General features: G+C 44.6%; 21 protein-coding genes, 1 riboswitch and 1 other annotated feature. Of the genes, 5 read left to right on the top strand and 16 right to left on the bottom strand.

The annotated features are described in order from the left end of the window. Nucleotides 1–92 precede the first annotated feature (92 nt). From hisIE to ACED45_RS01690, 9 genes are all read right to left on the bottom strand, one after another. On the bottom strand, nucleotides 93–743 hold the full coding sequence (hisIE, locus tag ACED45_RS01730) for a bifunctional phosphoribosyl-AMP cyclohydrolase/phosphoribosyl-ATP diphosphatase HisIE (protein ID WP_371713215.1): 651 nt from the start codon (nucleotides 741–743) through the stop codon (nucleotides 93–95). Further along, entirely contained in the window at nucleotides 740–1,513 is a 774-nt protein-coding gene (gene hisF / locus ACED45_RS01725; protein ID WP_004734577.1) for an imidazole glycerol phosphate synthase subunit HisF, read from the bottom strand. The genes hisIE and hisF overlap by 4 nt, the downstream gene beginning before the upstream one ends. Beyond that, complete coding sequence (gene hisA, locus ACED45_RS01720; RefSeq protein WP_017093547.1) at nucleotides 1,495–2,232, bottom strand: 1-(5-phosphoribosyl)-5-[(5-phosphoribosylamino)methylideneamino]imidazole-4-carboxamide isomerase; 738 nt, start codon at nucleotides 2,230–2,232, stop codon at nucleotides 1,495–1,497. The genes hisF and hisA overlap by 19 nt, the downstream gene beginning before the upstream one ends. 43 nt (nucleotides 2,233–2,275) lie before the next feature. Beyond that, nucleotides 2,276–2,890 (bottom strand): imidazole glycerol phosphate synthase subunit HisH, encoded by a 615-nt coding sequence (gene hisH, locus ACED45_RS01715; protein ID WP_371713214.1) that lies wholly within the window; start codon nucleotides 2,888–2,890, stop codon nucleotides 2,276–2,278. Between the two features lie 24 nt (nucleotides 2,891–2,914). After that, a complete protein-coding gene (gene hisB, locus ACED45_RS01710; RefSeq protein ID WP_371713213.1) occupies nucleotides 2,915–4,003 on the bottom strand; it encodes a bifunctional histidinol-phosphatase/imidazoleglycerol-phosphate dehydratase HisB in 1,089 nt (362 codons plus the stop codon). A 131-nt stretch (nucleotides 4,004–4,134) separates the two neighbouring features. Next, on the bottom strand, nucleotides 4,135–5,175 hold the full coding sequence (gene hisC, locus ACED45_RS01705; RefSeq protein ID WP_371713212.1) for a histidinol-phosphate transaminase: 1,041 nt from the start codon (nucleotides 5,173–5,175) through the stop codon (nucleotides 4,135–4,137). Between the two features lie 9 nt (nucleotides 5,176–5,184). Further along, complete coding sequence (gene hisD, locus ACED45_RS01700) at nucleotides 5,185–6,486, bottom strand: histidinol dehydrogenase (protein ID WP_371713211.1); 1,302 nt, start codon at nucleotides 6,484–6,486, stop codon at nucleotides 5,185–5,187. Next, a complete protein-coding gene (hisG, locus tag ACED45_RS01695) occupies nucleotides 6,486–7,382 on the bottom strand; it encodes an ATP phosphoribosyltransferase (protein WP_009848806.1) in 897 nt (298 codons plus the stop codon). Before hisG ends, hisD begins: the two co-directional genes overlap by 1 nt. Before the next feature lie 53 nt (nucleotides 7,383–7,435). Beyond that, nucleotides 7,436–7,571 (bottom strand) — a sequence feature (His leader region). Between the two features lie 190 nt (nucleotides 7,572–7,761). After that, nucleotides 7,762–9,354 (bottom strand): Na+/H+ antiporter NhaC family protein, encoded by a 1,593-nt coding sequence (locus tag ACED45_RS01690; protein ID WP_132744986.1) that lies wholly within the window; start codon nucleotides 9,352–9,354, stop codon nucleotides 7,762–7,764. Nucleotides 9,355–9,466: 112 nt separating this feature from the next. Then, a riboswitch (Lysine riboswitch) is annotated at nucleotides 9,467–9,644 on the bottom strand. Nucleotides 9,645–10,008: 364 nt separating this feature from the next. On the opposite strand from ACED45_RS01690, the gene ACED45_RS01685 reads away from it, so the two are divergent. Next, entirely contained in the window at nucleotides 10,009–10,419 is a 411-nt protein-coding gene (locus tag ACED45_RS01685; RefSeq protein ID WP_017060262.1) for an H-NS family histone-like protein, read from the top strand. A gap of 194 nt (nucleotides 10,420–10,613) precedes the next feature. On the opposite strand, the gene ACED45_RS01680 is transcribed toward ACED45_RS01685, so the two are convergent. Next, complete coding sequence (locus tag ACED45_RS01680) at nucleotides 10,614–11,918, bottom strand: inosine/guanosine kinase (RefSeq protein ID WP_017065317.1); 1,305 nt, start codon at nucleotides 11,916–11,918, stop codon at nucleotides 10,614–10,616. A gap of 102 nt (nucleotides 11,919–12,020) precedes the next feature. Beyond that, nucleotides 12,021–12,290 carry a hypothetical protein gene (locus ACED45_RS01675; protein WP_010439986.1) on the bottom strand — a complete coding sequence of 90 codons (270 nt, stop codon included), beginning with the start codon at nucleotides 12,288–12,290 and terminating at the stop codon, nucleotides 12,021–12,023. 204 nt (nucleotides 12,291–12,494) lie between these two features. Here ACED45_RS01675 and mnmA point away from each other — a divergent pair, with 204 nt between their 5' ends. From mnmA to purB, 3 genes are all read left to right on the top strand, one after another. After that, the gene (gene mnmA, locus ACED45_RS01670; RefSeq protein WP_017068076.1) at nucleotides 12,495–13,631 is read left to right on the top strand and encodes a tRNA 2-thiouridine(34) synthase MnmA; all 1,137 of its coding nucleotides are present in this window, start codon (nucleotides 12,495–12,497) and stop codon (nucleotides 13,629–13,631) included. A 43-nt stretch (nucleotides 13,632–13,674) separates the two neighbouring features. Next, nucleotides 13,675–14,292, top strand: coding sequence for a high frequency lysogenization protein HflD (gene hflD / locus ACED45_RS01665; protein ID WP_009848813.1), 618 nt, complete (start codon nucleotides 13,675–13,677; stop codon nucleotides 14,290–14,292). A 143-nt stretch (nucleotides 14,293–14,435) separates the two neighbouring features. Beyond that, a complete protein-coding gene (gene purB / locus ACED45_RS01660) occupies nucleotides 14,436–15,806 on the top strand; it encodes an adenylosuccinate lyase (RefSeq protein ID WP_017057059.1) in 1,371 nt (456 codons plus the stop codon). 293 nt (nucleotides 15,807–16,099) lie between these two features. Here purB and htpX read toward each other — a convergent pair whose 3' ends face one another. Next, nucleotides 16,100–16,963, bottom strand: a complete 864-nt coding sequence (htpX, locus tag ACED45_RS01655; protein ID WP_060982833.1) for a protease HtpX — start codon at nucleotides 16,961–16,963, stop codon at nucleotides 16,100–16,102. Between the two features lie 277 nt (nucleotides 16,964–17,240). Here htpX and ACED45_RS01650 point away from each other — a divergent pair, with 277 nt between their 5' ends. After that, entirely contained in the window at nucleotides 17,241–17,408 is a 168-nt protein-coding gene (locus ACED45_RS01650; RefSeq protein ID WP_017078977.1) for a hypothetical protein, read from the top strand. An 84-nt stretch (nucleotides 17,409–17,492) separates the two neighbouring features. Here ACED45_RS01650 and bioD read toward each other — a convergent pair whose 3' ends face one another. From bioD to bioB, 4 genes are read right to left on the bottom strand one after another with little or no spacing between them, the layout of a single operon-like run. Next, nucleotides 17,493–18,176, bottom strand: coding sequence for a dethiobiotin synthase (gene bioD / locus ACED45_RS01645; protein ID WP_017631372.1), 684 nt, complete (start codon nucleotides 18,174–18,176; stop codon nucleotides 17,493–17,495). Continuing rightward, nucleotides 18,173–18,976 carry a malonyl-ACP O-methyltransferase BioC gene (gene bioC, locus ACED45_RS01640; RefSeq protein WP_371713210.1) on the bottom strand — a complete coding sequence of 268 codons (804 nt, stop codon included), beginning with the start codon at nucleotides 18,974–18,976 and terminating at the stop codon, nucleotides 18,173–18,175. The genes bioD and bioC overlap by 4 nt, the downstream gene beginning before the upstream one ends. Beyond that, nucleotides 18,977–20,197 carry an 8-amino-7-oxononanoate synthase gene (bioF, locus tag ACED45_RS01635; protein WP_371713239.1) on the bottom strand — a complete coding sequence of 407 codons (1,221 nt, stop codon included), beginning with the start codon at nucleotides 20,195–20,197 and terminating at the stop codon, nucleotides 18,977–18,979. Continuing rightward, nucleotides 20,184–21,236 (bottom strand): biotin synthase BioB, encoded by a 1,053-nt coding sequence (gene bioB / locus ACED45_RS01630; RefSeq protein WP_136974658.1) that lies wholly within the window; start codon nucleotides 21,234–21,236, stop codon nucleotides 20,184–20,186. Before bioB ends, bioF begins: the two co-directional genes overlap by 14 nt. Between the last annotated feature and the right edge of the window lie 122 nt (nucleotides 21,237–21,358).

Here is a 21,358-nt window from a genome sequence, read left to right as displayed (position 1 = left end):
TTGAAAATTAAAAAGCTAAAAAGCCCCGTAAACATAATTGTTTACGGGGCTTTTATCTATCTGTTACGTAGTTCGATTAATCTAAAGAGAGCTTACTTATGGCGCTCTTTTAATTTGTTCACCACATCGTTCATCGATAAGCCTTGGTCTTGTAAAAGAACCATCAAGTGGTAAATCAAATCTGCTGATTCACACACTAATTCCGCCTTATCGCCCGACGTCGCCGCAAGCGCGACTTCAACGCCTTCTTCGCCCACTTTTTGCGAAATACGCTTGGTGCCACGGGCATATAAACTGGCAGTATAAGAAGACTCAGGGTCTGCGTCCTTGCGGGCAGCCAGTAGCTGCTCAAGCTGATGAAGCCACACCATCTGTGTTTCTTCTTGCTTGTCTCCATCCCAACACGTTGTTGTACCTGTGTGGCACGTTGGGCCAATGGGATTGACTTTAACCAGCAAGGTGTCGTTGTCACAATCCAATGACATGTTTTGCAGTTGCAATACGTTACCCGACGTTTCACCTTTGGTCCAAAGGCGCTCTTTAGTGCGAGAGAAAAACGTCACTTGACCAGTTTCACCTGTTTTCTCGAGCGCTGCTGGGTTCATGTATCCCATCATCAGCACTTGGCTCGATTGGTAATTTTGAACAATAGCCGGCACTAAGCCATCTACTTTTTCCCAATCAATACGCTCTGACAATGCGCCTACTTCTGTTTTTGATAAGCTTACGGGTTCAAAACTCATAGTCGCACCTCTACATCTTGTTGTTTCAAATACTGTTTAAGTTCACCAATATTGATGACTTGCTTGTGGAATACCGAAGCCGCAAGTGCTCCGTCCACGTTGGTTTTTTTATAGGCTTCAGCAAAGTGCTCCATCGCACCTGCGCCACCTGATGCAATCAGGGGTACATTACACACTGAACGTACCATGTTTAACTGGTCGATATCATAGCCGTTGCGAACGCCATCTTGGTTCATCATGTTTAACACGATCTCACCGGCGCCACGTTTCTGTACTTCCTGCACCCAATCTTTGGTTTCCCACTTGGTTGCTTTGGTACGCGCTTCATCGCCTGTGAATTGGTAAACCTGATATTTACCCGTCTCTTTATCGAAGTATGAATCGATACCGACAACGATACACTGCACGCCAAACTTATCCGCTAGGTCAGTGATCAGCTGTGGGTTAGCCAATGCAGGCGAGTTGATGGATACTTTATCTGCACCAAACTCAAGAATGCGCGCTGCATCTTCCGCGGACTTAATACCACCAGCCACACAGAAAGGAATATCAATCACTTCTGCTACGCGTTTCACCCAGCTTTTATCGACCACACGGCCATCACTTGATGCGGTAATATCGTAAAATACTAATTCATCAGCGCCCTCTTCTGCGTAGCGTTGTGCTAGCGGAACGATGTCACCAATAATTTCGTGGTTGCGGAATTGAACGCCCTTAACCACTTGCCCATCACGGACATCCAAACAAGGGATTATTCGCTTTGCCAACATGCAAATGCCTCCTCTGCTGTGAACTTGCCATCAAGCAGTGCGCGACCAACAATCACACCCGCAACGCCACTGCCTTTCAGTGCTTCGATATCAGCTAGGCTGCCAATGCCACCCGATGATTGGAATTGCACTTGTGGGTACTGCTTACAAAGATCAACATAGAGCTCTACGTTTGACCCTTCTAGCGTGCCGTCACGTGAAATATCTGTACACAGAACGTGTTTAAGGCCAACCGTGAGGTAATCTTCAATTAGCGCTTCAATGGTCACGCCTGAATCTTCTTGCCAACCTGAAATCGCCACTTTACGTGTGCCACTTTCGTCAATGTTGATATCCAGAGCCAGCACGATTTTGTCCGCGCCGTACTTCTCCATCCAACCTTTAACCAACTCTGGTTGCTTAACTGCTGTAGAACCAACCACAACGCGCTGTGCGCCCGCTTCTAGCAGATCAACGACATCTTGTTCATTACGAACACCACCACCAATCTGGATGTTCGCAGGCGTGCTAGCCAGTAGCTTAGCAATCAAGTCTAACTGACGAGCAGTGGTATCTTTTGCACCTGTTAAGTCAACAAGGTGAAGCCAGCCAGCACCAGCTTGGTGATAAAGGTTGAACTGCTCTGCTGGATCGACTTTGTATTCTGTTACTTGCCCGTAGTCCCCTTGAAATAAGCGAACTACTTGGCCTTCAATTAAATCTAATGCGGGAATAATCATTTACATTCCTTATCTGGCAACGGTAGCCGCTGCCTAATCCTTATTACAATTCCAAGAAGTTCTGAATCAGCTTAGAGCCAGCTTTCGAAGATCGCTCTGGGTGGAATTGAACACCATAATAATTGCCACTTTGCACTGCGGCAGTAAACGGATTGCCGTAATCACATTGTGCGATTGTGTAGTCACCCACTGGCATTGCGAAGCTGTGTACAAAGTAGAAGTACTCGCCCTCTTCAATATCTTTGAATAGAGGGTGGTTAGGTGTCGCGGTTACTGTGTTCCAACCCATGTGTGGTAATGGCAAATCACCCGTTTCAAGTAAACAAACTTCGCCATCACACAATCCTAGGCATTCAACTAACTCGTCAGCTTTTTGGCCTTTCTCTTGAGACAGTTTGCCTAACAGCTGCATACCTAAACAGATACCCAGCAAAGGTTTCTCTACTTGTTTCACAAGACTAACAAGGTCGCGCTCTTGCAAGTTTTTCATTGCCTCACTTGCTGTACCCACACCGGGTAGGAACAGCTTGTCTGCAGCAAGAACAACTTTTGGTTCTTTTGAAATTTCAACTGTATAGCCCAGGCGTTCAATAGCAAACTTCACTGAGGAAACGTTGGCACAACCAGTATCAATAATAACGACTTTTTGATCTTTCATTGTTTTTCCTTGCTAACGTTAGCCTTACAGAACGCCTTTGCTGCTTGGTAACTCATTACCTTCAACTTTGATTGCTTGACGAAGAGTACGACCAAACGCTTTGAACAGACTCTCAATAATGTGGTGATCATTATTACCAGCTGAAGAAAGGTGCAATGTACAAGCCAGTGTATCGGTTAAAGAACGGAAGAAGTGAACCACCATCTCCGTAGAAAGGTCACCCACTTGCTCGCGGCTAAACTTAGCATCAAATTTTAGGTACGGACGACCAGATAGGTCTAACGCACACTGAGCTAAGCACTCATCCATAGGCAGGCTGAAACCGAAACGGCCGATACCACGTTTATCGCCTAATGCATCTTTAAGCGCTTGGCCTAAAGCGAGAGCGGTGTCTTCGATTGTATGGTGATCATCAATGTGTAGGTCGCCCTTCACAGTCAGGTTCATTTGGAAACCGCCGTGTGTCGCGATTTGATCAAGCATGTGATCGAAGAAACCCATGCCAGTATCGATCTTGTTACCACCGGTTTCATCAAGGTTTACGGCTACCTTAATGTCAGTTTCTTTCGTTGTACGAACCACTTCAGCAACACGAGCATTAACCGTTAAATCTTTAACGATCTGTGGCCAGTTGAGTGTGCCTTCCGTTTCTGCATCCGGGCCATATTGAATGCCGCGGATTGCCATGTTTTCTGCAAGTTGAAGATCCGTCTTTCGATCGCCAATCACAACAGAATGTTGGAAGTCGACTTTGCCGCCTTGTAGGTATTCTTTAACCATACCCAGTTTAGGCTTACGGCAAGAGCAGTTGTCTTCGTCAAAGTGAGGGCAAATAAGTACATCGTCAAACTTAACGCCTTGAGATTCGAAGAACTCCATCATCATATTGTGTGGCGCATCGAAATCTTCTTGTGGGTAGCTGTCGGTACCTAGGCCATCTTGGTTAGTGACCATCACTAAGCGGTAACCCGCATCTTGTAATGCCAGTAGGCTAGGGATCACTAGCGGTTCGAATTTTAGTTTGTCTAAACGGTCTACTTGAAAGTCGACTGGCGGCTCAACAATTAAGGTGCCATCACGGTCTATAAAAAGTATTTTCTGTTGTTTACTCACTTGAACTTCCTTTTAATTTTAAATCTGCTGGCCTAGCTAAAATCAAACGCTAACCCAAAATATTGGTTTCATTTGCCAGTCTGTTTTTAATCAACTCAGACTGACAAATGTTATTAATGGTAAGCCTTTCGTTACTGAAAAAAGTTACGAATGAATCCAAGTGTCTTTTCGCACTCTTCGCGGTTACCAATACTAATACGAACACAGTCTTCAATTGGCGAATTACGCAAGATGATGCCCGTGTCCCATGCCGCTTTGAACAACTCATCGCCGTTCGGGAATTTAACCAGCAGGTAGTTACCCCAACCATCAAATACCGTCACTTGAGGCATACCCAACAAACCAGCTTGCAAATACGCTCGGTTAGCACTTAAATCCAGAACTTGGAACTTCGCTCGCGCAAGCCCTTGTTCAGAAAGCGCTTGAACGGCAATGTCAGCAACTGGAATTGGAACCGGGTAAGGCGCAATCACTTTCAACAGTACATCGATAAGTGCTTTGTTCGCCAGCGTAAAGCCACAACGTAAACCCGCCAGAGCAAAAGCTTTCGACAAGGTACGCAGAATCGCAAGGTTCGGGTATTGCTCAAGCAAGTCGACCGTTGACGCTTCTGGACAGAAATCGATATACGCTTCATCCATCACCACAATCGCTTTGTCTTGCGTCATTTCAAGCAGTTTGATGATGTCTTTGCGATCAACTAAGTTACCCGTTGGGTTGTTTGGGCTACAAACAAACACTACTTTCACGTTGTCTAGTTGAGATTCAATAGCAGGAAGATCCAATTGCCATTCAGCCGTTAAAGGCACAACCTTGCGCTCAACACCAATCGTCTCGGCACTGATGGCGTACATACCGTAAGTCGGAGGGCAGTACAGAATCGAGTCTTCGTTCGGCTCGCAGAAAGCTCGAATCAAAAGTTCGATACCTTCGTCAGCGCCACGAGTGGTCAGCGTTTGCTCTGATTTCACGCCTGCATATTGAGCGTAAGCATCGATCAGCTCTTTAGGCTGGCACTCGTTGTAGCGATTAAGACGAGACAAGTTTAGGTTGTACTCGTTATCAAACGGAGACTCGTTAGCGTTTAGCCACACATCTCCGCTGCCACCAATGCGTCTTGCAGACAAGTAAGGTGTAAGAGCCTGAACTTGTTTTCTTGCTAACTTTTCCATGCCCTACCCTTATTTCGCTTTATTTAACTTTTCAATTCGGATGGTCACAGCACGTTTGTGCGCATCCAAACCTTCGGCTTCCGCCATTGTAACTACCGTTGGCGCTAGGCCTTTCAAGCCATCAGCCGTTAACTCTTGTACCGTCATACGCTTAGAGAAATCAGCCAAACCTAGACTTGAATAGGTGTTGGTATAGCCGTAAGTAGGAAGAACGTGATTTGTACCTGATGCGTAGTCACCTGCAGACTCTGGAGACCAGTCACCAAGGAAGATTGAACCGGCATTGTCTAACAACGGCAGCAATTCACGTGGATTCTTGGTCTGAACAATCAAGTGCTCTGGACCGTAGAAGTTAGAAATCGCAATCGCTTGAGTGATCGATTCAGCAATGATGATTAGGCTTGAAGCCAATGCTTGCTGAGCGATGTTCGCACGAGACAGTTCTTTCAGTTGCTTCTGAACCGCATCGGTTACTTGGTCGGCAATAACTGGCGATGGTGTTACTAATACAACCTGTGAATCTGGGCCATGTTCAGCTTGGCTCAGTAGATCAGCAGCAATGAAGTCAGCATCCGCAGTTTCGTCTGCAATCACCATCACCTCCGATGGGCCTGCCGGCATATCAATCGCAGAACCACGGAAGTCGTTACTCACTTGGCGCTTAGCTTCCGTTACATACGCATTACCAGGACCGAAAATTTTATCTACTTTAGAGACACTCTCCGTACCGTAAGCCATCGCAGCAACGGCTTGACCACCACCTACATTGTAAACCTCATCGATTTTACAAAGATTAGCGACATACAAGATTTCATCCGCGATTGGCGGAGGTGAACAAAGCACAACCTTGCGGCAACCCGCGATTTGAGCAGGTACACCTAACATAAGAACCGTTGACGGAAGTGGCGCGCTGCCACCCGGAATATAAAGGCCAACAGTATTAATAGCGCGTGTCACTTGCTCACACACAACGCCTGGCTGTGTTTCAACCTTAATTGGCTGCGGCTTCTGAGCTTCGTGAAACTTAGCAATATTGCTATAAGCTTGCTCTAACGCTTGCTTCATTTCTGGTGTTAAACGAGCACATGCCTCTTCAATCTCAGTCGAGCTGACTCGAATGGATTCTGGAGTCACACGATCGAACTTTTCAGTCAGTTCTTTAAGTGCGGCATCGCCTTCATTTCGTACTTTTGCAATAACATCAGAAACAGTCGCTGTGATGTTTGCACCTTCAGTAATAGCTGGACGCTCTAGTACCGAGTCTTGCTGTGATTCACTTAAAGATTGCCAAACAACGGTTCTCATCGTCACTACCCCATCATTTTTTCGATTGGTAATACTAGAATCGAGCTTGCACCCAACTCTTTCAGCTGCTCCATTGTTTCCCAGAACAAGTTCTCTGTACTTACTAGGTGAACGGCAACTTTGTCTTTGTCTGTAGATAGTGGAAGAACCGTTGGATCTTCAGCACCAGGCAGTAGTGCTTTGATTTGCTCTAGTTGAGAAGTTGGCGCGTGAAGCATGATGTACTTCGACTCTTTCGCTTGTTGAACACCCTGCATACGAGTCAGTAGTTTTTCAATCAGTGCGGTTTTGTCTGCGTCGAAATCACCAACACGTTGAATAAGTGTTGCTTTCGATTGGAAGATAGCTTCAGCTTCTTTTAGGCCATTCGCTTCAAGCGTTGCACCTGTAGAAACTAAATCAGCGATAGCATCTGCAAGGCCTGCACGAGGCGCTACTTCAACCGAGCCTGTTAGCATACAAGTGCTGAATTCAACACCCTGCTCATCCATGTAGGCTTTCAGTAGTTGTGGGTAAGTTGTCGCAATACGCTTGCCCGCAAGATCTTGTGGCCCGTTGTAGACTTCATCTTTGTTGATTGCGATAGAAAGACGGCAACCACCGAAGTCTAAACGACGTAGTGTGCGAAACTCTGATGGCTCTTTTAGAGCAACACGGTCTAGGCGAACTTCTTCTAGTTCATTTTCACCGATAAAACCAAGGTCAACCACACCATCCATGATAAGACCTGGGATGTCATCATCACGAACTAATAACAAGTCGATTGGCATATTTAATGAATGAACAACTAGGCGCTCACCCATGATGTTAAATTTAACACCACATTTTTTAAGTAGATCTTGGCACTCTTTACTTAAGCGACCTTTCTTTTGAATTGCGATTCTTAGGCGTTGTGTCTGCATTGCTGTATCCCTGTGCAAATATTTGAATTTATTGATTATTTAAAAGCGCTAAAACTAAAAAACCCTCGGAAGACTTTGTCATCCCGAGGGTTTAAATCTAAATTCTTTGACTTAACCTCCGGGAGAATTCTTGCTCCCGGGTATACGTAAATCTCCCCGAAAGACTAGATAGGGTGATGATGGTGATGAATGTTCATTACTAATTTACGCATACTTATAAGCTCTTCAGTTGTTTGCTGTCTTGTCTCCACACTAACTAAGCTGAGATCCTTTTTCAACCATTTATTCGAACTTTTTTCACGAAACTTAAAATTAAATTAACAAGCACAAAAAAGGGAGGCTAACGCCTCCCTGATAGTTTACTGATTAGCTTTCAGTTTTAGCTTTTGCACGTCGCCATTTTACAGCGAGAGAAGTAAGCCAATGCAAAACATACAGCGACAAACGTTAGAGACGCTGCGCCAAATGCGATGCTAATTGAAGATGTCATACCTAGGGTAATGAAACCAATGCACGATACGAACGCCACAGACAGCGCGTATGGAAGCTGAGTCGATACGTGGTCAATATGGTTACAACGAGCACCAGTAGAAGACAGAATCGTTGTGTCTGAAATTGGAGAGCAGTGGTCACCAAATACAGAGCCCGCAAGAACCGCACTTAGCATCGGCAAAATTAGCGCGATGTCAGATGCTGCAGCCATGTCACCCGCAATAGGTAGCATGATACCGAACGTACCCCAAGATGTACCTGTCGAGAAAGCCATCAAACCAGCAAGAAGGAACAAGATAACTGGTAGCCAGTGGTAATCAATATTGCCCGTTGCTAAAGATGATAGGTACGAACCTGTTTTCATGTCGCCGATAACAGAGCCGATAGTCCAAGCGAACACAAGAATTAGGATAGCGCCAAACATAGAGCTTGCACCGATCCACATTGTTCTTGCGATGTCTGCCATAGACAGCTTTTGCTTAAATACAGTCGCTAGCGCCACAAGTAGACCGATGATGCCACCGTAAACAAGAGACTTACCTACATCCGTGTTTTCGAATGCACCTAGAAGGTTAAATGCTTGACCATCAGCAGTAAGCGCTTGGCCACCTGTGTAAAGCATTGCTGCAACTGTCGCTACAATTAGCGATACGATTGGCATCACAAGATCAGAAACTGAACCGTTTTCGCTCTCTTCGATGTCTAGCTCTTCGTTTAGATCGTGAGCTTGCTTTTGATCGTTGTCGCCTTCAAAGCCACGGCCTTGAGATGCTTCGATTTCATGCTCACGCATCTTACCAACGTCTAGGCCGAACCACGCAACGGCAAACACCATTAACAGAGCGAATACAGCGTAGAAGTTCATTGGGATAAGACGAACGTAAGCACCCAGTGCAGAATACTCTGTCACACCGTGTGTCACTAAAATGCCACCAATAATAGTAATGATGTAAGCACCCCAGCTAGAAGCTGGCATGATCACGCACATTGGAGCAGCAGTAGAATCGAGAATATAAGCAAGCTTAGCGCGAGATACGTAGAAACGGTCTGTTACAGGGCGAGAGATAGCACCTACCGCTAAGCTGTTGAAGTAGTCATCAACAAAGATGAATACACCTAAGAAAGCAGCAAGTAGTTTTGAACCACGTTTGCTCTTAACGCGAGACTGTGCCCATTCAGCAAATGCGCGAGTACCGCCAGACAGTGTTAATAGTGCAGTTGTCATTCCAAGAATAATTAGGAATGCAATGATGCTCATATTCCAAGTGTTGATGCCACCATCTTCGATGAAAACACCCGATGCTTTAGTAAACACGTAGCTAGCTGCGTTACCTACTGAGTAATCAGCAAGTAGAATCGCACCCATAACAATACCGACACCCAAAGAAACCAATACACGTCGGGTAACAATAGCAAGAGTCAATGCAACCAAAGGAGGAAGCAGTGATAAAGGCGATGTTGCAAAATCTATTAAATTCATGATCTTCAAAAACCAGTTTTTTATTTGGCTAGAGATCTACTGCAGACAAACTTGATACGGCTGACCAAGTTCATGTTGAACTAAGCGAAAGGGAAGTGAACACTTCACCCAACCCTACAGTAGCGCTCCATAGTTTAAAATTAAGACTATGGCAGTGTTGTACCTATTGAGCACAACCCCAGCAAATTGCTTAGATATACAATTTACTTCGGCAATTACACCTTTCATTCCCGCTCATTGGCATCACCCCAACGGAAGTTACTTTTTATAATTGCACCTCTACGTGCGATAACATTATTAACCGTGTAAACCAGAGTTTAACAACAGATTAACCAAAGCCTCGCATCAGGTAGCCGCAATTGTACTCATGAAGAGCAACAATGCAACATATCATTCCGAGAAAAATAGCTTTTTGTTAATGAAGCAATCAATAACAGAATAGTCAACTCTGGTGAACTACTCCACCAGTCACATATCATTTTTTAAGATAATCTTAATAATTATTATAAATTCGATAGGAATACAACGTTGAGTTTTCAACTATTCATCTCACTTTTATATTTTAATATGTAATAGAAGAAATACTATTTGTTTTATTCTTAGGCTCTGTTTATTATTAGGAGGATTATTTAGTTTACCTTGATGGAAAATATCATGTCTGAATTAACAAAAACTCTATTAAATATCCGTAGCCTTCGTGCGTTCTCACGTGAATTAACTCTTGAGCAACTTGAAGAAGCGCTAGACAAGCTAACTATTGTTGTACAAGAGCGTCAAGAGTCAGAAGCTGAAGAGCGTGCGGCTAAAGCAGAACAAGAAGCTAAACTTTCTGCTATTGCTGAACAAATTGCAAAAGACGGAATTGATGTTGCCGATCTTATTGCTGCACTTTCTGGTGAAGCAAAATCTAAAACAACAAAAGCTAAACGTGCTCCTCGCCCAGCGAAATACAAATATGTAGACGCAAACGGCGACGAGAAAACTTGGACAGGTCAAGGCCGTACGCCTTCAGCTATCCAAGAACAGCTAGATGCTGGTAAATCTCTAGAAGAGTTTGCTATCTAAGCATTTAGTTTACTTAGTGAGTAATCAATTACACGCTAAGCAATAGAATTAATATTTAAGTCGACCAAAGTATTATTTACGACTTCAATATATTCAGAAACAAAAAAGGCTCCTTTCGGAGCCTTTTTTATATTTGTACTATCAGTATTAGAAACTAACTGATACTGATAGTACTACTGATTAAAGAAAGTAACTTATCTTTCCCAGTACGCTTCTTCTAGGCTATCTTCTCTTTCAGGAAGGCCACGAGATAAACGTGGAGAGTGTTGAACCAACACTTCATAGCTAGCACGGTTAGAATATTTACAAACTTGTGAGAACGAAGAGTACGTCAAGAATGAATGTTGGTGCTTACTTGAGTTTGGCACGTTTTCTTTGTGGTACTTATTCGCAGCCATATCATGTAATAAAGCTGATAACGCAGCATCACCTGCACCATTCGTATTTTTGATTTTTTCCGGACCGCCCATGTATGGCGCAATATGCGAATACACTTTGGTTGGGTTTTCACATAAATCTTTATGCGCAGGACGGCTAAATTCAAAACGGTTGAACTCTGCGATTGAACCTGGAAGTAAAGGCAGTGACGTTTCACGTTTAGCTGCATCTTCCGTGTAACCCGCCATGAATAGGCCAACAGGGCCTGCAGTACATAGAACAAGGTCTACCCACTCTAACGCTTTATCTGAAGCAGCAAGCGGATCACTCTCGCCTGTTAATGCTTCAGCTTCATCTTCATTCATTGCAACAACCGTTACATGTTGCTCAAGGAAATCTTTCCAGAATTCTGGATCATCTTGAATAACAAATTTAGTACCAAGGGTCAAAACAACAGGCACATCGTATTTCTTCGCGTATTCGATCGCTTTCATTGTAGCTTCAGGCATAGGGTCACCTGGCTTACAACGAACTAAATAAGCCGTTAAAACTAAAGCAGAAGCACTTTTGAAGATTTTTTCAGGAATGCTTTCTGGTTTTAATTGGTTCATTTGTCCTTCGCTAATTGCGAAAGTACGTTCACCGTCTTCTGTAATTAATGCAAAGCAGCGACCAATTGCGCCATCTACCCCTTGTAAATGGTTCAGGTCCATTCTGCTTGATGTATTACATAAATAGCGGTAACCGTAGCTACCAATCTTAATATCTTGGCTCATTACACCCAGTAGAGTAGAACGGTCATCCGCTAGCACTGAATAGTTGTGTAATGTGTTACCAATTGTGCCACCAGCGTATTCATTGGTAATCAGGCACTGTTCTTTTAATTCTTGATATAAAGATTCAGCGGCTGCGTCACCAATAACCAGTGAATGTCCCTTGCTCAAACCATACTTCTCAATAAGTTCAGAACTCACCTTTGCTTCAATATCCACCAATGTTTGGTCAATACCGATAATATGAGTGCGTGACATTCTTTTACTGCTTTGAGCTTGGCTCACTAGAGGATCACGAGCGTGAACCGGAAAGTAGTGCTTTGATTTACGTTGTCCAGGGAATTTCATAGGGCTAGTCTAAGTCAAGGGGAAATAGGTGGCGGATTCTACCGCGCTATATTTAACGCGGCAATCTTTCAAACTATAGCAAACGTTTGCTGAAGGTTTTTTTTATTCGCCTTCCATAAAGCTCAGATCAGGCAGCATACCCAAATGCTCTGCGTAACGTTTTTGATTGAACTCCGCGCCGTTTTTCATAACGTCAAAGACTTCAATTGCCAGTGCACATGCCATAGCCGCAATTGCCTCTTCACGAGGAGTACCAGTCATCATTAAACGCATCAGCGTCTCTTTAACTTTTACAGGTTCGCCATCTTCAAGCTGGTTTTCGATAATCTCAATCAGCTCTTCTTCTTGCATAAATTCATTTTGTTCAGACATTTTTTTATCTCAGGTCTTGGATTTCGAGCGACTATGCCACATATACTTCTGACATCCTAGCGACTCACCTCGCTCTCATGCGATTCTCTAACAAAGTCAGCGCACTATTTGTGCAAATGAAACTGTGATTCCGGTCTCAGATCTGTCACGGCGTTTCTCTTTCTGTTAGAATCTGCGACCAAGTAATAGTAACGGTGTTTAGACATGTCAGATATCAGCTCTGGAAACAGCGAAAAGAAAGTAATTGTCGGTATGTCCGGCGGTGTAGATTCGTCAGTATCGGCGTATCTTCTTCAGCAACAAGGCTATCAGGTAGAAGGCCTTTTCATGAAAAACTGGGAAGAAGATGATAACGAAGAATACTGCACGGCAGCTGAAGACCTTGCTGATGCTCAAGCGGTATGTGACAAACTAGGTATCCACCTACACACGATCAACTTCGCTGCGGAATACTGGGACAATGTATTCGAATACTTCCTTGAAGAGTACAAAGCAGGCCGCACACCGAACCCTGATATCCTTTGTAACAAAGAAATCAAGTTCAAAGCATTCTTAGAGTTTGCGGATGAAGTGCTAGACGCAGACTACATTGCGATGGGTCACTACGTTCGTCGTACTTTCCCAACTCAAGAAGAGCTTGATGCTGGCGTAAAACCAGAAATGCTACGTGGTCTAGACAGCAACAAAGACCAAAGCTATTTCCTATACACGCTAAGCTCAGATCAAGTGGCACGAAGCCTATTCCCTGTCGGTGAATTAGAAAAGCCAGAAGTGCGACGTATTGCTGAAGAGCAAGACTTGATCACAGCGAAGAAGAAAGATTCTACAGGCATCTGCTTTATCGGTGAGCGTAAGTTCACTGAATTCCTAGGCAAATACCTACCAGCACAACCGGGTAACATCGAAACACCGGAAGGCCAAGTGATTGGTCAACACCAAGGTTTGATGTACCACACGCTAGGTCAGCGCAAAGGCCTTCATATCGGTGGCACTAAAGGTGGCGGCGGTAATGAAGAGCCATGGTTTGTTGGTGAAAAAGATCTCAAGCGTAATGTTTTGATCGCAGTACAAGGTAAAGACCACCCTCTTTTGAAATCAGAAGGTTTGATCGCTTCTCAGCTTCATTGGGTAAATCGCACACCAATTACTGAAGTTATGACATGCACGGTAAAAACACGTTACCGTCAGACTGATATTCCTTGTACAATCATCCCAATTGATGATGAGAACATTAAGGTTATTTTTGATGAACCACAGATTGCTGTGACCCCAGGTCAATCGGCAGTGTTCTACCTAGACGAAGTATGTCTTGGTGGCGGTATCATCGAAAAACGCATCTAACTAATCGAACGACAAACGATAGAAGACAACTAGGAGTTACTACGTGGCTAATACACTTTATGACCGTACTATTGCTTTCGCCGGAATTTGCCAAGCTGTGGCTTTGGTTCAACAAGTAGCGAAAGACGGCCATTGTGATAAAGATGCCTTCGAAGCTTCACTCAGTGCTATTTTAAATACCAACCCAGCGAATACAGTTGGCGTATTTGGACGTGAAGCGAACCTAAAGCTTGGCCTTGAGTGCTTAGTAAAAGGTATCGATAGTACTCCAGCTGGTAGCGACATTACTCGCTACATTATCAGCTTGATGGCTCTTGAGCGTAAGCTATCTTCTCGCAACGACTCTATGTCTCAGCTTGGTGATCGCATTCAAACTGCAGAGCGCCAAACTGAACACTTTGATCTGTTCGACGAGCAAATGATCAGCAACCTTGCGAGCATCTACCTTGATGTTGTGAGCCCAATAGGCCCTCGTATTCAGGTTTCTGGCACACCAGCTGTACTTCAACAAACCTCGAGCCAACATAAGGTTCGCGCACTGCTTCTATCAGGGATTCGAAGCGCTGTGTTATGGCGCCAGGTTGGTGGTAAACGCCGCCACCTTATCTTCGGTCGCAAGAAGATGATCGAGCAGGCTCAAATCCTACTAGCTCGAATGTGATTTATTAGCTCGCGCCTTGTCGCGAGCTTGTTTTTTGTATCAACACAACTCTCACGCAAACGATTGCGCAATATGCGTGACAATTGAGATTGTTACTGGTATAAACCTCTCAAAATTTAGAAAACTCAATTCAGGAGAACACCATGGAACTGTCAGCATTGACTGCTGTTTCACCAGTAGACGGCCGTTACGGAAGTAAGACTATTGCATTACGCAGCATCTTTAGTGAGTTTGGACTACTAAAGTACCGCTCTATCGTTGAAATTCGTTGGTTACAAAAGCTTGCAGCTACTGATGCAATCAAGGAAGTACCAGCGTTCAGTGCAGAAGCTAACCAGTTTCTTGATGAACTAGCCGCTAACTTCAGCGAAGAAGACGCTCTGCGTATCAAAGAGATCGAGCGCACGACAAACCACGACGTAAAAGCGGTTGAGTACTTCTTGAAAGAGAAAGTTGCGGGCGTTCCTGAGCTTCACGCAGTTAACGAATTCATTCACTTTGCATGTACTTCTGAAGACATCAACAACACATCTCACGCGCTTATGCTTAAAGAAGCTCGTGACACAGTGATTCTTCCAGAAATTCGTAACGTAATTGATGCTATCAAAGCACTTGCGAACGAGTACCGTGACATTCCTCTTCTTTCTCGTACACACGGTCAGCCAGCTTCTCCTTCGACTATGGGTAAAGAGATGGCTAACGTTGCGTACCGTATGGAACGTCAATACAAGCAAATCGAAAGCGTTGAGATCCTAGCGAAAATCAACGGCGCGGTAGGTAACTACAACGCACACCTTTCTGCATACCCAGAAGTTGAATGGCACCAGTTCTCTGAAGAGTTCATCACTGAATCTCTTGGCGTAACTTGGAACCCGTACACAACTCAAATCGAACCTCACGATTACATCGCTGAGCTATTCGACGCGGTTGCTCGTTTCAACACGATTCTTCTAGACTTCGACCGTGACGTTTGGGGCTACATTGCTCTTGGTCACTTCAAGCAGAAGACTATTGCTGGCGAAATCGGTTCTTCTACAATGCCGCATAAAGTTAACCCAATTGACTTCGAAAACTCTGAAGGCAACCTTGGTCTAGCTAACGCAGTATTTAGCCACCTTGCTCAAAAACTTCCAGTTTCTCGCTGGCAACGTGACCTAACTGACTCTACAGTTCTTCGTAACCTAGGTGTTGGTGTTGGCTACGCAATCATTGCATACACTTCAACTCTGAAAGGTATTAGCAAGCTAGAAGTTAACCGTGAAGCACTACTTGCTGAACTAGACAAAAACTGGGAAGTTCTTGCTGAACCAGTACAAACAGTAATGCGTCGTTACGGCATCGAGAAGCCATACGAGAAGCTAAAAGAGCTAACTCGTGGTAAGCGTGTAGATGGCGAAGGCATGCGTGCATTCATCGACGGTCTTGAAATCCCTGCAGACGAGAAAGTTCGCCTGAAAGAGATGACTCCAGCAAACTACATCGGTCAAGCAATCGAGCTAACTGACAAGCTGTAAGATTCGAATTTCGAATCGAAGAATAGACTAAGGCTTCCCATGTGGAAGCCTTTTTATTGCGCGGAATTAAATCTATCGACACAAGAATCGTAAACATAAGAACACCAATTCTCCTCCAATTGATCTACTCACCTCCTACTCATTCAATTTAATCACCTAGCTACAACTACACCTCGTATCTCATACTTCATGTCTCAACACTTGTTATCTTAAGCGCCAAGATCAAAAAAGGCCTCCCGAAGGAAGCCTTTAGATTTATCTTTTCGACTAGCGATGGCTAATCATATTAGAAATTACATGTTACGTAGAGACGCAATACGCTTATCTAGTGGCGGATGGCTCATTAATAGCTCAGTAAGAGACTTTTTACCGTTGATACCAAACGCCATCATAGAACCTTCTAGTTGTGGCTCGTGGCTCACTTTTAGACGCTCTAACGCTGCAATCATCTTCTCTTTACCTACCAAGTGCGCAGCACCTGCATCGGCATGGAACTCACGATGGCGGCTATACCACATCGTAATGAAGCTCGCTAGGAAACCAAATACCAGTTCCAGCACCATAGACACACCGAAGTACACCATCATGTTGCTGCCACCCTCTTCTTCATTGTCATTCGACGCAACAATGTTGGCGATGAAACGAGATAGGAAGATAACGAACGTGTTCACAACACCCTGCATTAGAGTCATCGTCACCATATCACCGTTCGCGATGTGGCTAACTTCATGAGCCAATACCGCTTCAGCTTCATCACGCGTCATGTTGTGCAGCAGGCCTGTTGATACTGCGACCAATGAATCGTCACGCTTAGCGCCTGTCGCGAATGCGTTGATGTCTGGCGAGTCGTAGATCGCCACTGTTGGCATGCCAATACCAACTTGTTGAGATTGACGGCTTACCGTCTCCATCAACCAATGTTCTGTTTCGTTGCGCGGGCTTTCAATGACCATGCCGCCTACAGAGCGTAGCGCCATTTTCTTTGACATCATTAATGAAATGAATGAGCCGCCAAAACCAAATACCGCAGCCATCACCAATAAGCCTGAGAGGCTACCGGGTTGCATACCTGTGACTGCGTATACAATATTAAGAACAACACTTAGAACCAATACAACCGCTAGGTTGGTTGCAAGGAACAACATTACTCGCTTCATTACTTATCTCCGCATGAAAGCTGTTTTTATAAAACTTATTGTTATAGACAAGGTAGACAGCAATAGATTCCAACCTTGAAGACTTATACTTACTTATACATATAGTCTTAGATTAAGAAAACAAGGTTAAGCATTAAATTGCAACATTTGATTACGAGACCATATCCGAATTAAATCTAATCTATTAGACCTAAGTCGTATGGTGTCGATATAACAATCCGTTTACAGTGACTTCAGATGATTTATTGGCTAGTCCATGTACAAAAAGGGAAGAATCATGGTTGAAGGTACTAACACTCAAATGGCTATCGATTTACTGTGCTGTCACCTAGGGATTACTGAAGAAGAAGCGAAAAAGCAGATCGGAATCCTAACACCGCAAACTGCACAGACAAAGATCACAGAAACACAGCAAGCTTTAATGGGACTGACAAAAGAACATTAATCCCAAGCTTAACTCTACACAGGCTTAAAATAGCAAAAGGGCTGCAATCGCAGCCCTTTTCTTGTTTCACGTATAGCTTGAGAATTAAAGCTCAAGCAATGGCTGTACATTAATGTACTTGCCAATATTCTTAGACTTCGCTTTTGGTACGTAAGGGATCTCACCTAACTTTGGCGCACCTAGCTTATCTTCAAGCATCGCAATAATATCAGCGTAATGTTCAGTGCCTGGATTAATGCGGTTTGCTACCCAACCGACTAGGTTTAAACCATCTGCACGAATCGCTTCAGCAGTTAGCAGTGCGTGGCTCAAACAACCCAGCTTAATACCAACTGTTAATACAACTGGAAGCTGCTCTTTCTTGACCCAGCTAGACAAGTATTCGTCATCTGAAACCGGAACACGCCAGCCACCCGCACCTTCAACGAGAACGATGTCAGAGTTTTGCTTATGCTCGTCTAATTTCGCTGATAATACCGCTTCATCAATCACGACACCGTCATGCTTAGCCGCAATGTGAGGTGATGATGGTAGTAGCAACGCGTACGGGTTCACGTCTTCGTAAGCAATATCTTGCGTCGCCGCTTCTTGAAGATGTAATGCATCACTGTTACGTAACCCTTCAGGGTATTGTTCACACCCTGCAGCAACTGGCTTGTAGCCAATTGTTGATAAATCTTGTGCGGCCAAAGCTTGAAGAATCGCTTTTGAAACCACAGTTTTTCCCACTTCGGTATCCGTACCTGCAATGAATAATGCATCAATCATAATTGAATAACCCCTAAACAAACTTGATATGTTGCTGGTAAGAAACCTTGATGGTTTTTGAACTCTCGATATTCCCGTTCAACAAGCTGCAACATGCGGCGACTTGTTAAACCTTGTGAGCGACCACTTACGTGATTAGCGCCGATGCCTTTAAGGTCGCGCATCAGTTCAAACGCAGTGTCGTACCAAACGGTGATGGTGGGCAAGTCTAGTTGATGAGCAGTACAGCTAGATTGCGCTAACGCAATTTTTACCTGATTGATTGTAATAAAATGGTTAACGTGTTGATGTGCGTCAATTTTGGACCATGACTTTTCCAGTTCAAACAGTGACCCATCAAGCAAAGTTGAAAAAATCACACGTCCACCAGCTGCTGTAACGCGCTTCATCTCTTTCAAAGGCGACGATAAATCATCACACCATTGCAACGCTAAGCTTGAAAAAACGATGTCAAAACACCCATCCTCAAACGGCAACTGTTCAGCGTCAGCTTGTTGATATAAAGAGACTGATGAGCCGCAGCGTTGTTCTGCCGCTTTTAACATTCCAACAGACAGGTCAGCACACACTACCTCAGCACCACGCTTCACTATCTGTTCGGAGAAATACCCCGTACCACAACCTAAATCGAGTACCTTTAAACCGGAGAGGTCGCTAGGTAACTTATCCAGTAATCGGTGGCCGACATCGCGCTGAAACTCAGCGTGTTTATCATAGGTTGTTGCTGCTTTGCCGAAAGCGTCGGCAATCGCACTCTTATCTTGGCCTACGTAATTATGCACGACTGCTTCTTGTGACATTTACTGAGCCTCATTGTTTATTTCGATGTGAGTTTCGCTATTCGATTCAAAGCTTGATTCACTTGATTGAACATTTCTTTCGACTGCTTGACGTAACGAACGGGTTAACTGAAGAATCTGCTTTTGAGTGTGATTGGCGGTTAATGTAATACGCAGACGAGCCGTCCCGGTCGGAACCGTGGGTGGCCTAATTGCAGTGACCCAAACTTGGTTGCGCTTTAATTCTTCTGCAACGGAGAGCGCAGCCTGAGCCTCACCGATCACAAACGGCTTAATCGGAGTATGAGTATCAACAAAACCTTTTACGCCATTCATCTGCTCCGCATAGAGAGCCCCTAGCTCGGTTAGCTTCTCGCGACGCCACTCTTGCGTTTGAATCATCTGACACGCATGAGACAAAGCCACAGCCTGTGAAGGTGGCATTGCCGTCGAATACACATGATGACGAGCAAATTGAGTTAAGTAGTCACCCACTTCTGATGAACACAAAATCGCAGCACCAGATAGGCCAAATGCTTTACCAAAGGTCACGACCAAGATATCAGGCGTTATTTGCGAAGCGTTGCAGCTCCCTGCCCCTTTATCACCCAATACACCAATACCGTGGGCATCATCAACTGTTAGCCAACTGTCGTATTGATTGGTCAGGTTAGATATTTGATTAAGGGGTGCCTGGTCGCCATCCATGCTGAACACGCCTTCCGTCACAACCAAGGATTGCGGAGAACGGCTTAATAACGACTCTAGATGTTGCGTGTCGTTATGCTTAAAACGTTTCATTGTGGCAGGAGAAAGCATCCCCGCTTCCATCAAAGAGGCGTGGTTAAGTTTGTCTTGCAATAGTGAATCGTCTTTCTCGAGCAGAGAAAACAACAAGGCTTGATTAGCACTGAAACCAGAGCTAAAGAGAATGGCACGTTCAAAGCCAAGCCACTCACACAGCTGAGCCTCTAAGTTTCGATGAGCAGGACTAAAGCCTGTAACCAACGGTGATGCCGCACTTCCAGCACCATATTGTGAAAGACCCGTTTGCCATGCATCGACCAATTCAGGATCGTTCGCCAGGCCTAAATAATCATTACTCGAAAAATTGATGAAACGAGAGCCTTCGCAAGTAAGCAAAGGACCGTTACTGTTTTCGAGTACATTGAGTTGACGAGTTAGCCCCTGTTCACGGCGTTGAACAAGGGCATCTTTAATACGAAATTTAAACAGTGGCATCGTAGAACATGTCATCTTTCGTTGGACGAGCAGCAACGCGCTCCACCACTTGATCTAACAGTTCGTTTTCTTGAATTTCATCTGGCTTCTGAGCCACTTGTTGGCTGTTGATGCCTAACTTCTTAAACAGCTGCATGTCCGTATCTTCATCTGGGTTTGGCGTAGTCAGTAGCTTACAACCGTAGAAGATAGAGTTCGCGCCAGCCATGAAGCACATCGCTTGCATCTGTTCATTCATATTCTCGCGACCTGCAGATAGACGAACCGCAGACATTGGCATCATGATACGAGCAATCGCAATCAACTTAATGAAGTCAAAAGATTCAACATCATCGACGTTTTCCATCGGTGTGCCTTTCACTTTCACGAGCATGTTGATTGGCACACTCTCAGGGTGTACCGGAAGGTTCGCTAGCTCTACCAGCAGGCCTGCACGGTCATTGGTACTTTCGCCCATACCAATAATGCCACCAGAACAGATCTTCATACCGGCATCACGCACGTGAGATAGCGTATCTAAACGATCTTGGTAAGTACGAGTGGTGATGATGCTGCCGTAGAACTCAGGAGACGTATCAAGGTTGTGGTTGTAGTAATCCAAACCTGCATCCGCTAACTCGCCAGCTTGATCAGGGGTTAACATGCCTAGTGTCATACAGGTTTCTAGACCCATACCTTTCACACCTTTGATCATATCAGTCAAGTGAGGCATATCGCGTTCTTTCGGGTTTTTCCACGCCGCGCCCATACAGAAACGAGTCGAGCCCGCGTTCTTGGCTTTTTGCGCCGCATGCAAAACACGCTCTACTTCCATTAGGCGTTCTTTGTCGACATCCGTTCGGTAGTGAGCACTTTGAGGACAATACTTACAGTCTTCAGGACAAGCACCGGTCTTAATCGATAGAAGCGTACTCACCTGCACGTGGTTGTGCTCTTGGTACTGTCTATGAACCACTTGAGCTTCAAACATTAAATCCATAAACGGTTTTTCAAGCAGCGCTGTTACTTCAGCAACTGTCCAGTCATGACGAACTTCCACGTGTCGATCCTTTTTTATTATTTGATGTTTCATCTCTATCAATAGAGATTGCATTTATGCTTGGCTAGTCTACCGACAAGCTTTAGACTGTCAACACATTGATAATATCAAAAGTTTACATA

It is taken from the genome of Vibrio crassostreae (assembly GCF_041439375.1).
Taxonomy (GTDB): domain Bacteria; phylum Pseudomonadota; class Gammaproteobacteria; order Enterobacterales; family Vibrionaceae; genus Vibrio; species Vibrio crassostreae_D.
Note: the sequence above shows the minus strand (reverse complement) of the source record. Positions and strands in the feature narration are given on the sequence as shown.

Bases quoted from the DNA above. Each gene is read 5' to 3' on its own strand.
- hisIE (WP_371713215.1), bottom strand. From the start codon at position 743: ATGAGTTTTGAACCCGTAAGCTTATCAAAAACAGAAGTAGGCGCATTG.
- hisF (WP_004734577.1), bottom strand. From the start codon at position 1,513: ATGTTGGCAAAGCGAATAATCCCTTGTTTGGATGTCCGTGATGGGCAA.
- hisA (WP_017093547.1), bottom strand. From the start codon at position 2,232: ATGATTATTCCCGCATTAGATTTAATTGAAGGCCAAGTAGTTCGCTTA.
- hisH (WP_371713214.1), bottom strand. From the start codon at position 2,890: ATGAAAGATCAAAAAGTCGTTATTATTGATACTGGTTGTGCCAACGTT.
- hisC (WP_371713212.1), bottom strand. From the start codon at position 5,175: ATGGAAAAGTTAGCAAGAAAACAAGTTCAGGCTCTTACACCTTACTTG.
- hisG (WP_009848806.1), bottom strand. From the start codon at position 7,382: ATGCAGACACAACGCCTAAGAATCGCAATTCAAAAGAAAGGTCGCTTA.
- ACED45_RS01690 (WP_132744986.1), bottom strand. From the start codon at position 9,354: ATGAATTTAATAGATTTTGCAACATCGCCTTTATCACTGCTTCCTCCT.
- ACED45_RS01685 (WP_017060262.1), top strand. From the start codon at position 10,009: ATGTCTGAATTAACAAAAACTCTATTAAATATCCGTAGCCTTCGTGCG.
- ACED45_RS01680 (WP_017065317.1), bottom strand. From the start codon at position 11,918: ATGAAATTCCCTGGACAACGTAAATCAAAGCACTACTTTCCGGTTCAC.
- ACED45_RS01675 (WP_010439986.1), bottom strand. From the start codon at position 12,290: ATGTCTGAACAAAATGAATTTATGCAAGAAGAAGAGCTGATTGAGATT.
- mnmA (WP_017068076.1), top strand. From the start codon at position 12,495: ATGTCAGATATCAGCTCTGGAAACAGCGAAAAGAAAGTAATTGTCGGT.
- purB (WP_017057059.1), top strand. From the start codon at position 14,436: ATGGAACTGTCAGCATTGACTGCTGTTTCACCAGTAGACGGCCGTTAC.
- htpX (WP_060982833.1), bottom strand. From the start codon at position 16,963: ATGAAGCGAGTAATGTTGTTCCTTGCAACCAACCTAGCGGTTGTATTG.
- ACED45_RS01650 (WP_017078977.1), top strand. From the start codon at position 17,241: ATGGTTGAAGGTACTAACACTCAAATGGCTATCGATTTACTGTGCTGT.
- bioD (WP_017631372.1), bottom strand. From the start codon at position 18,176: ATGATTGATGCATTATTCATTGCAGGTACGGATACCGAAGTGGGAAAA.
- bioC (WP_371713210.1), bottom strand. From the start codon at position 18,976: ATGTCACAAGAAGCAGTCGTGCATAATTACGTAGGCCAAGATAAGAGT.
- bioF (WP_371713239.1), bottom strand. From the start codon at position 20,197: ATGCCACTGTTTAAATTTCGTATTAAAGATGCCCTTGTTCAACGCCGT.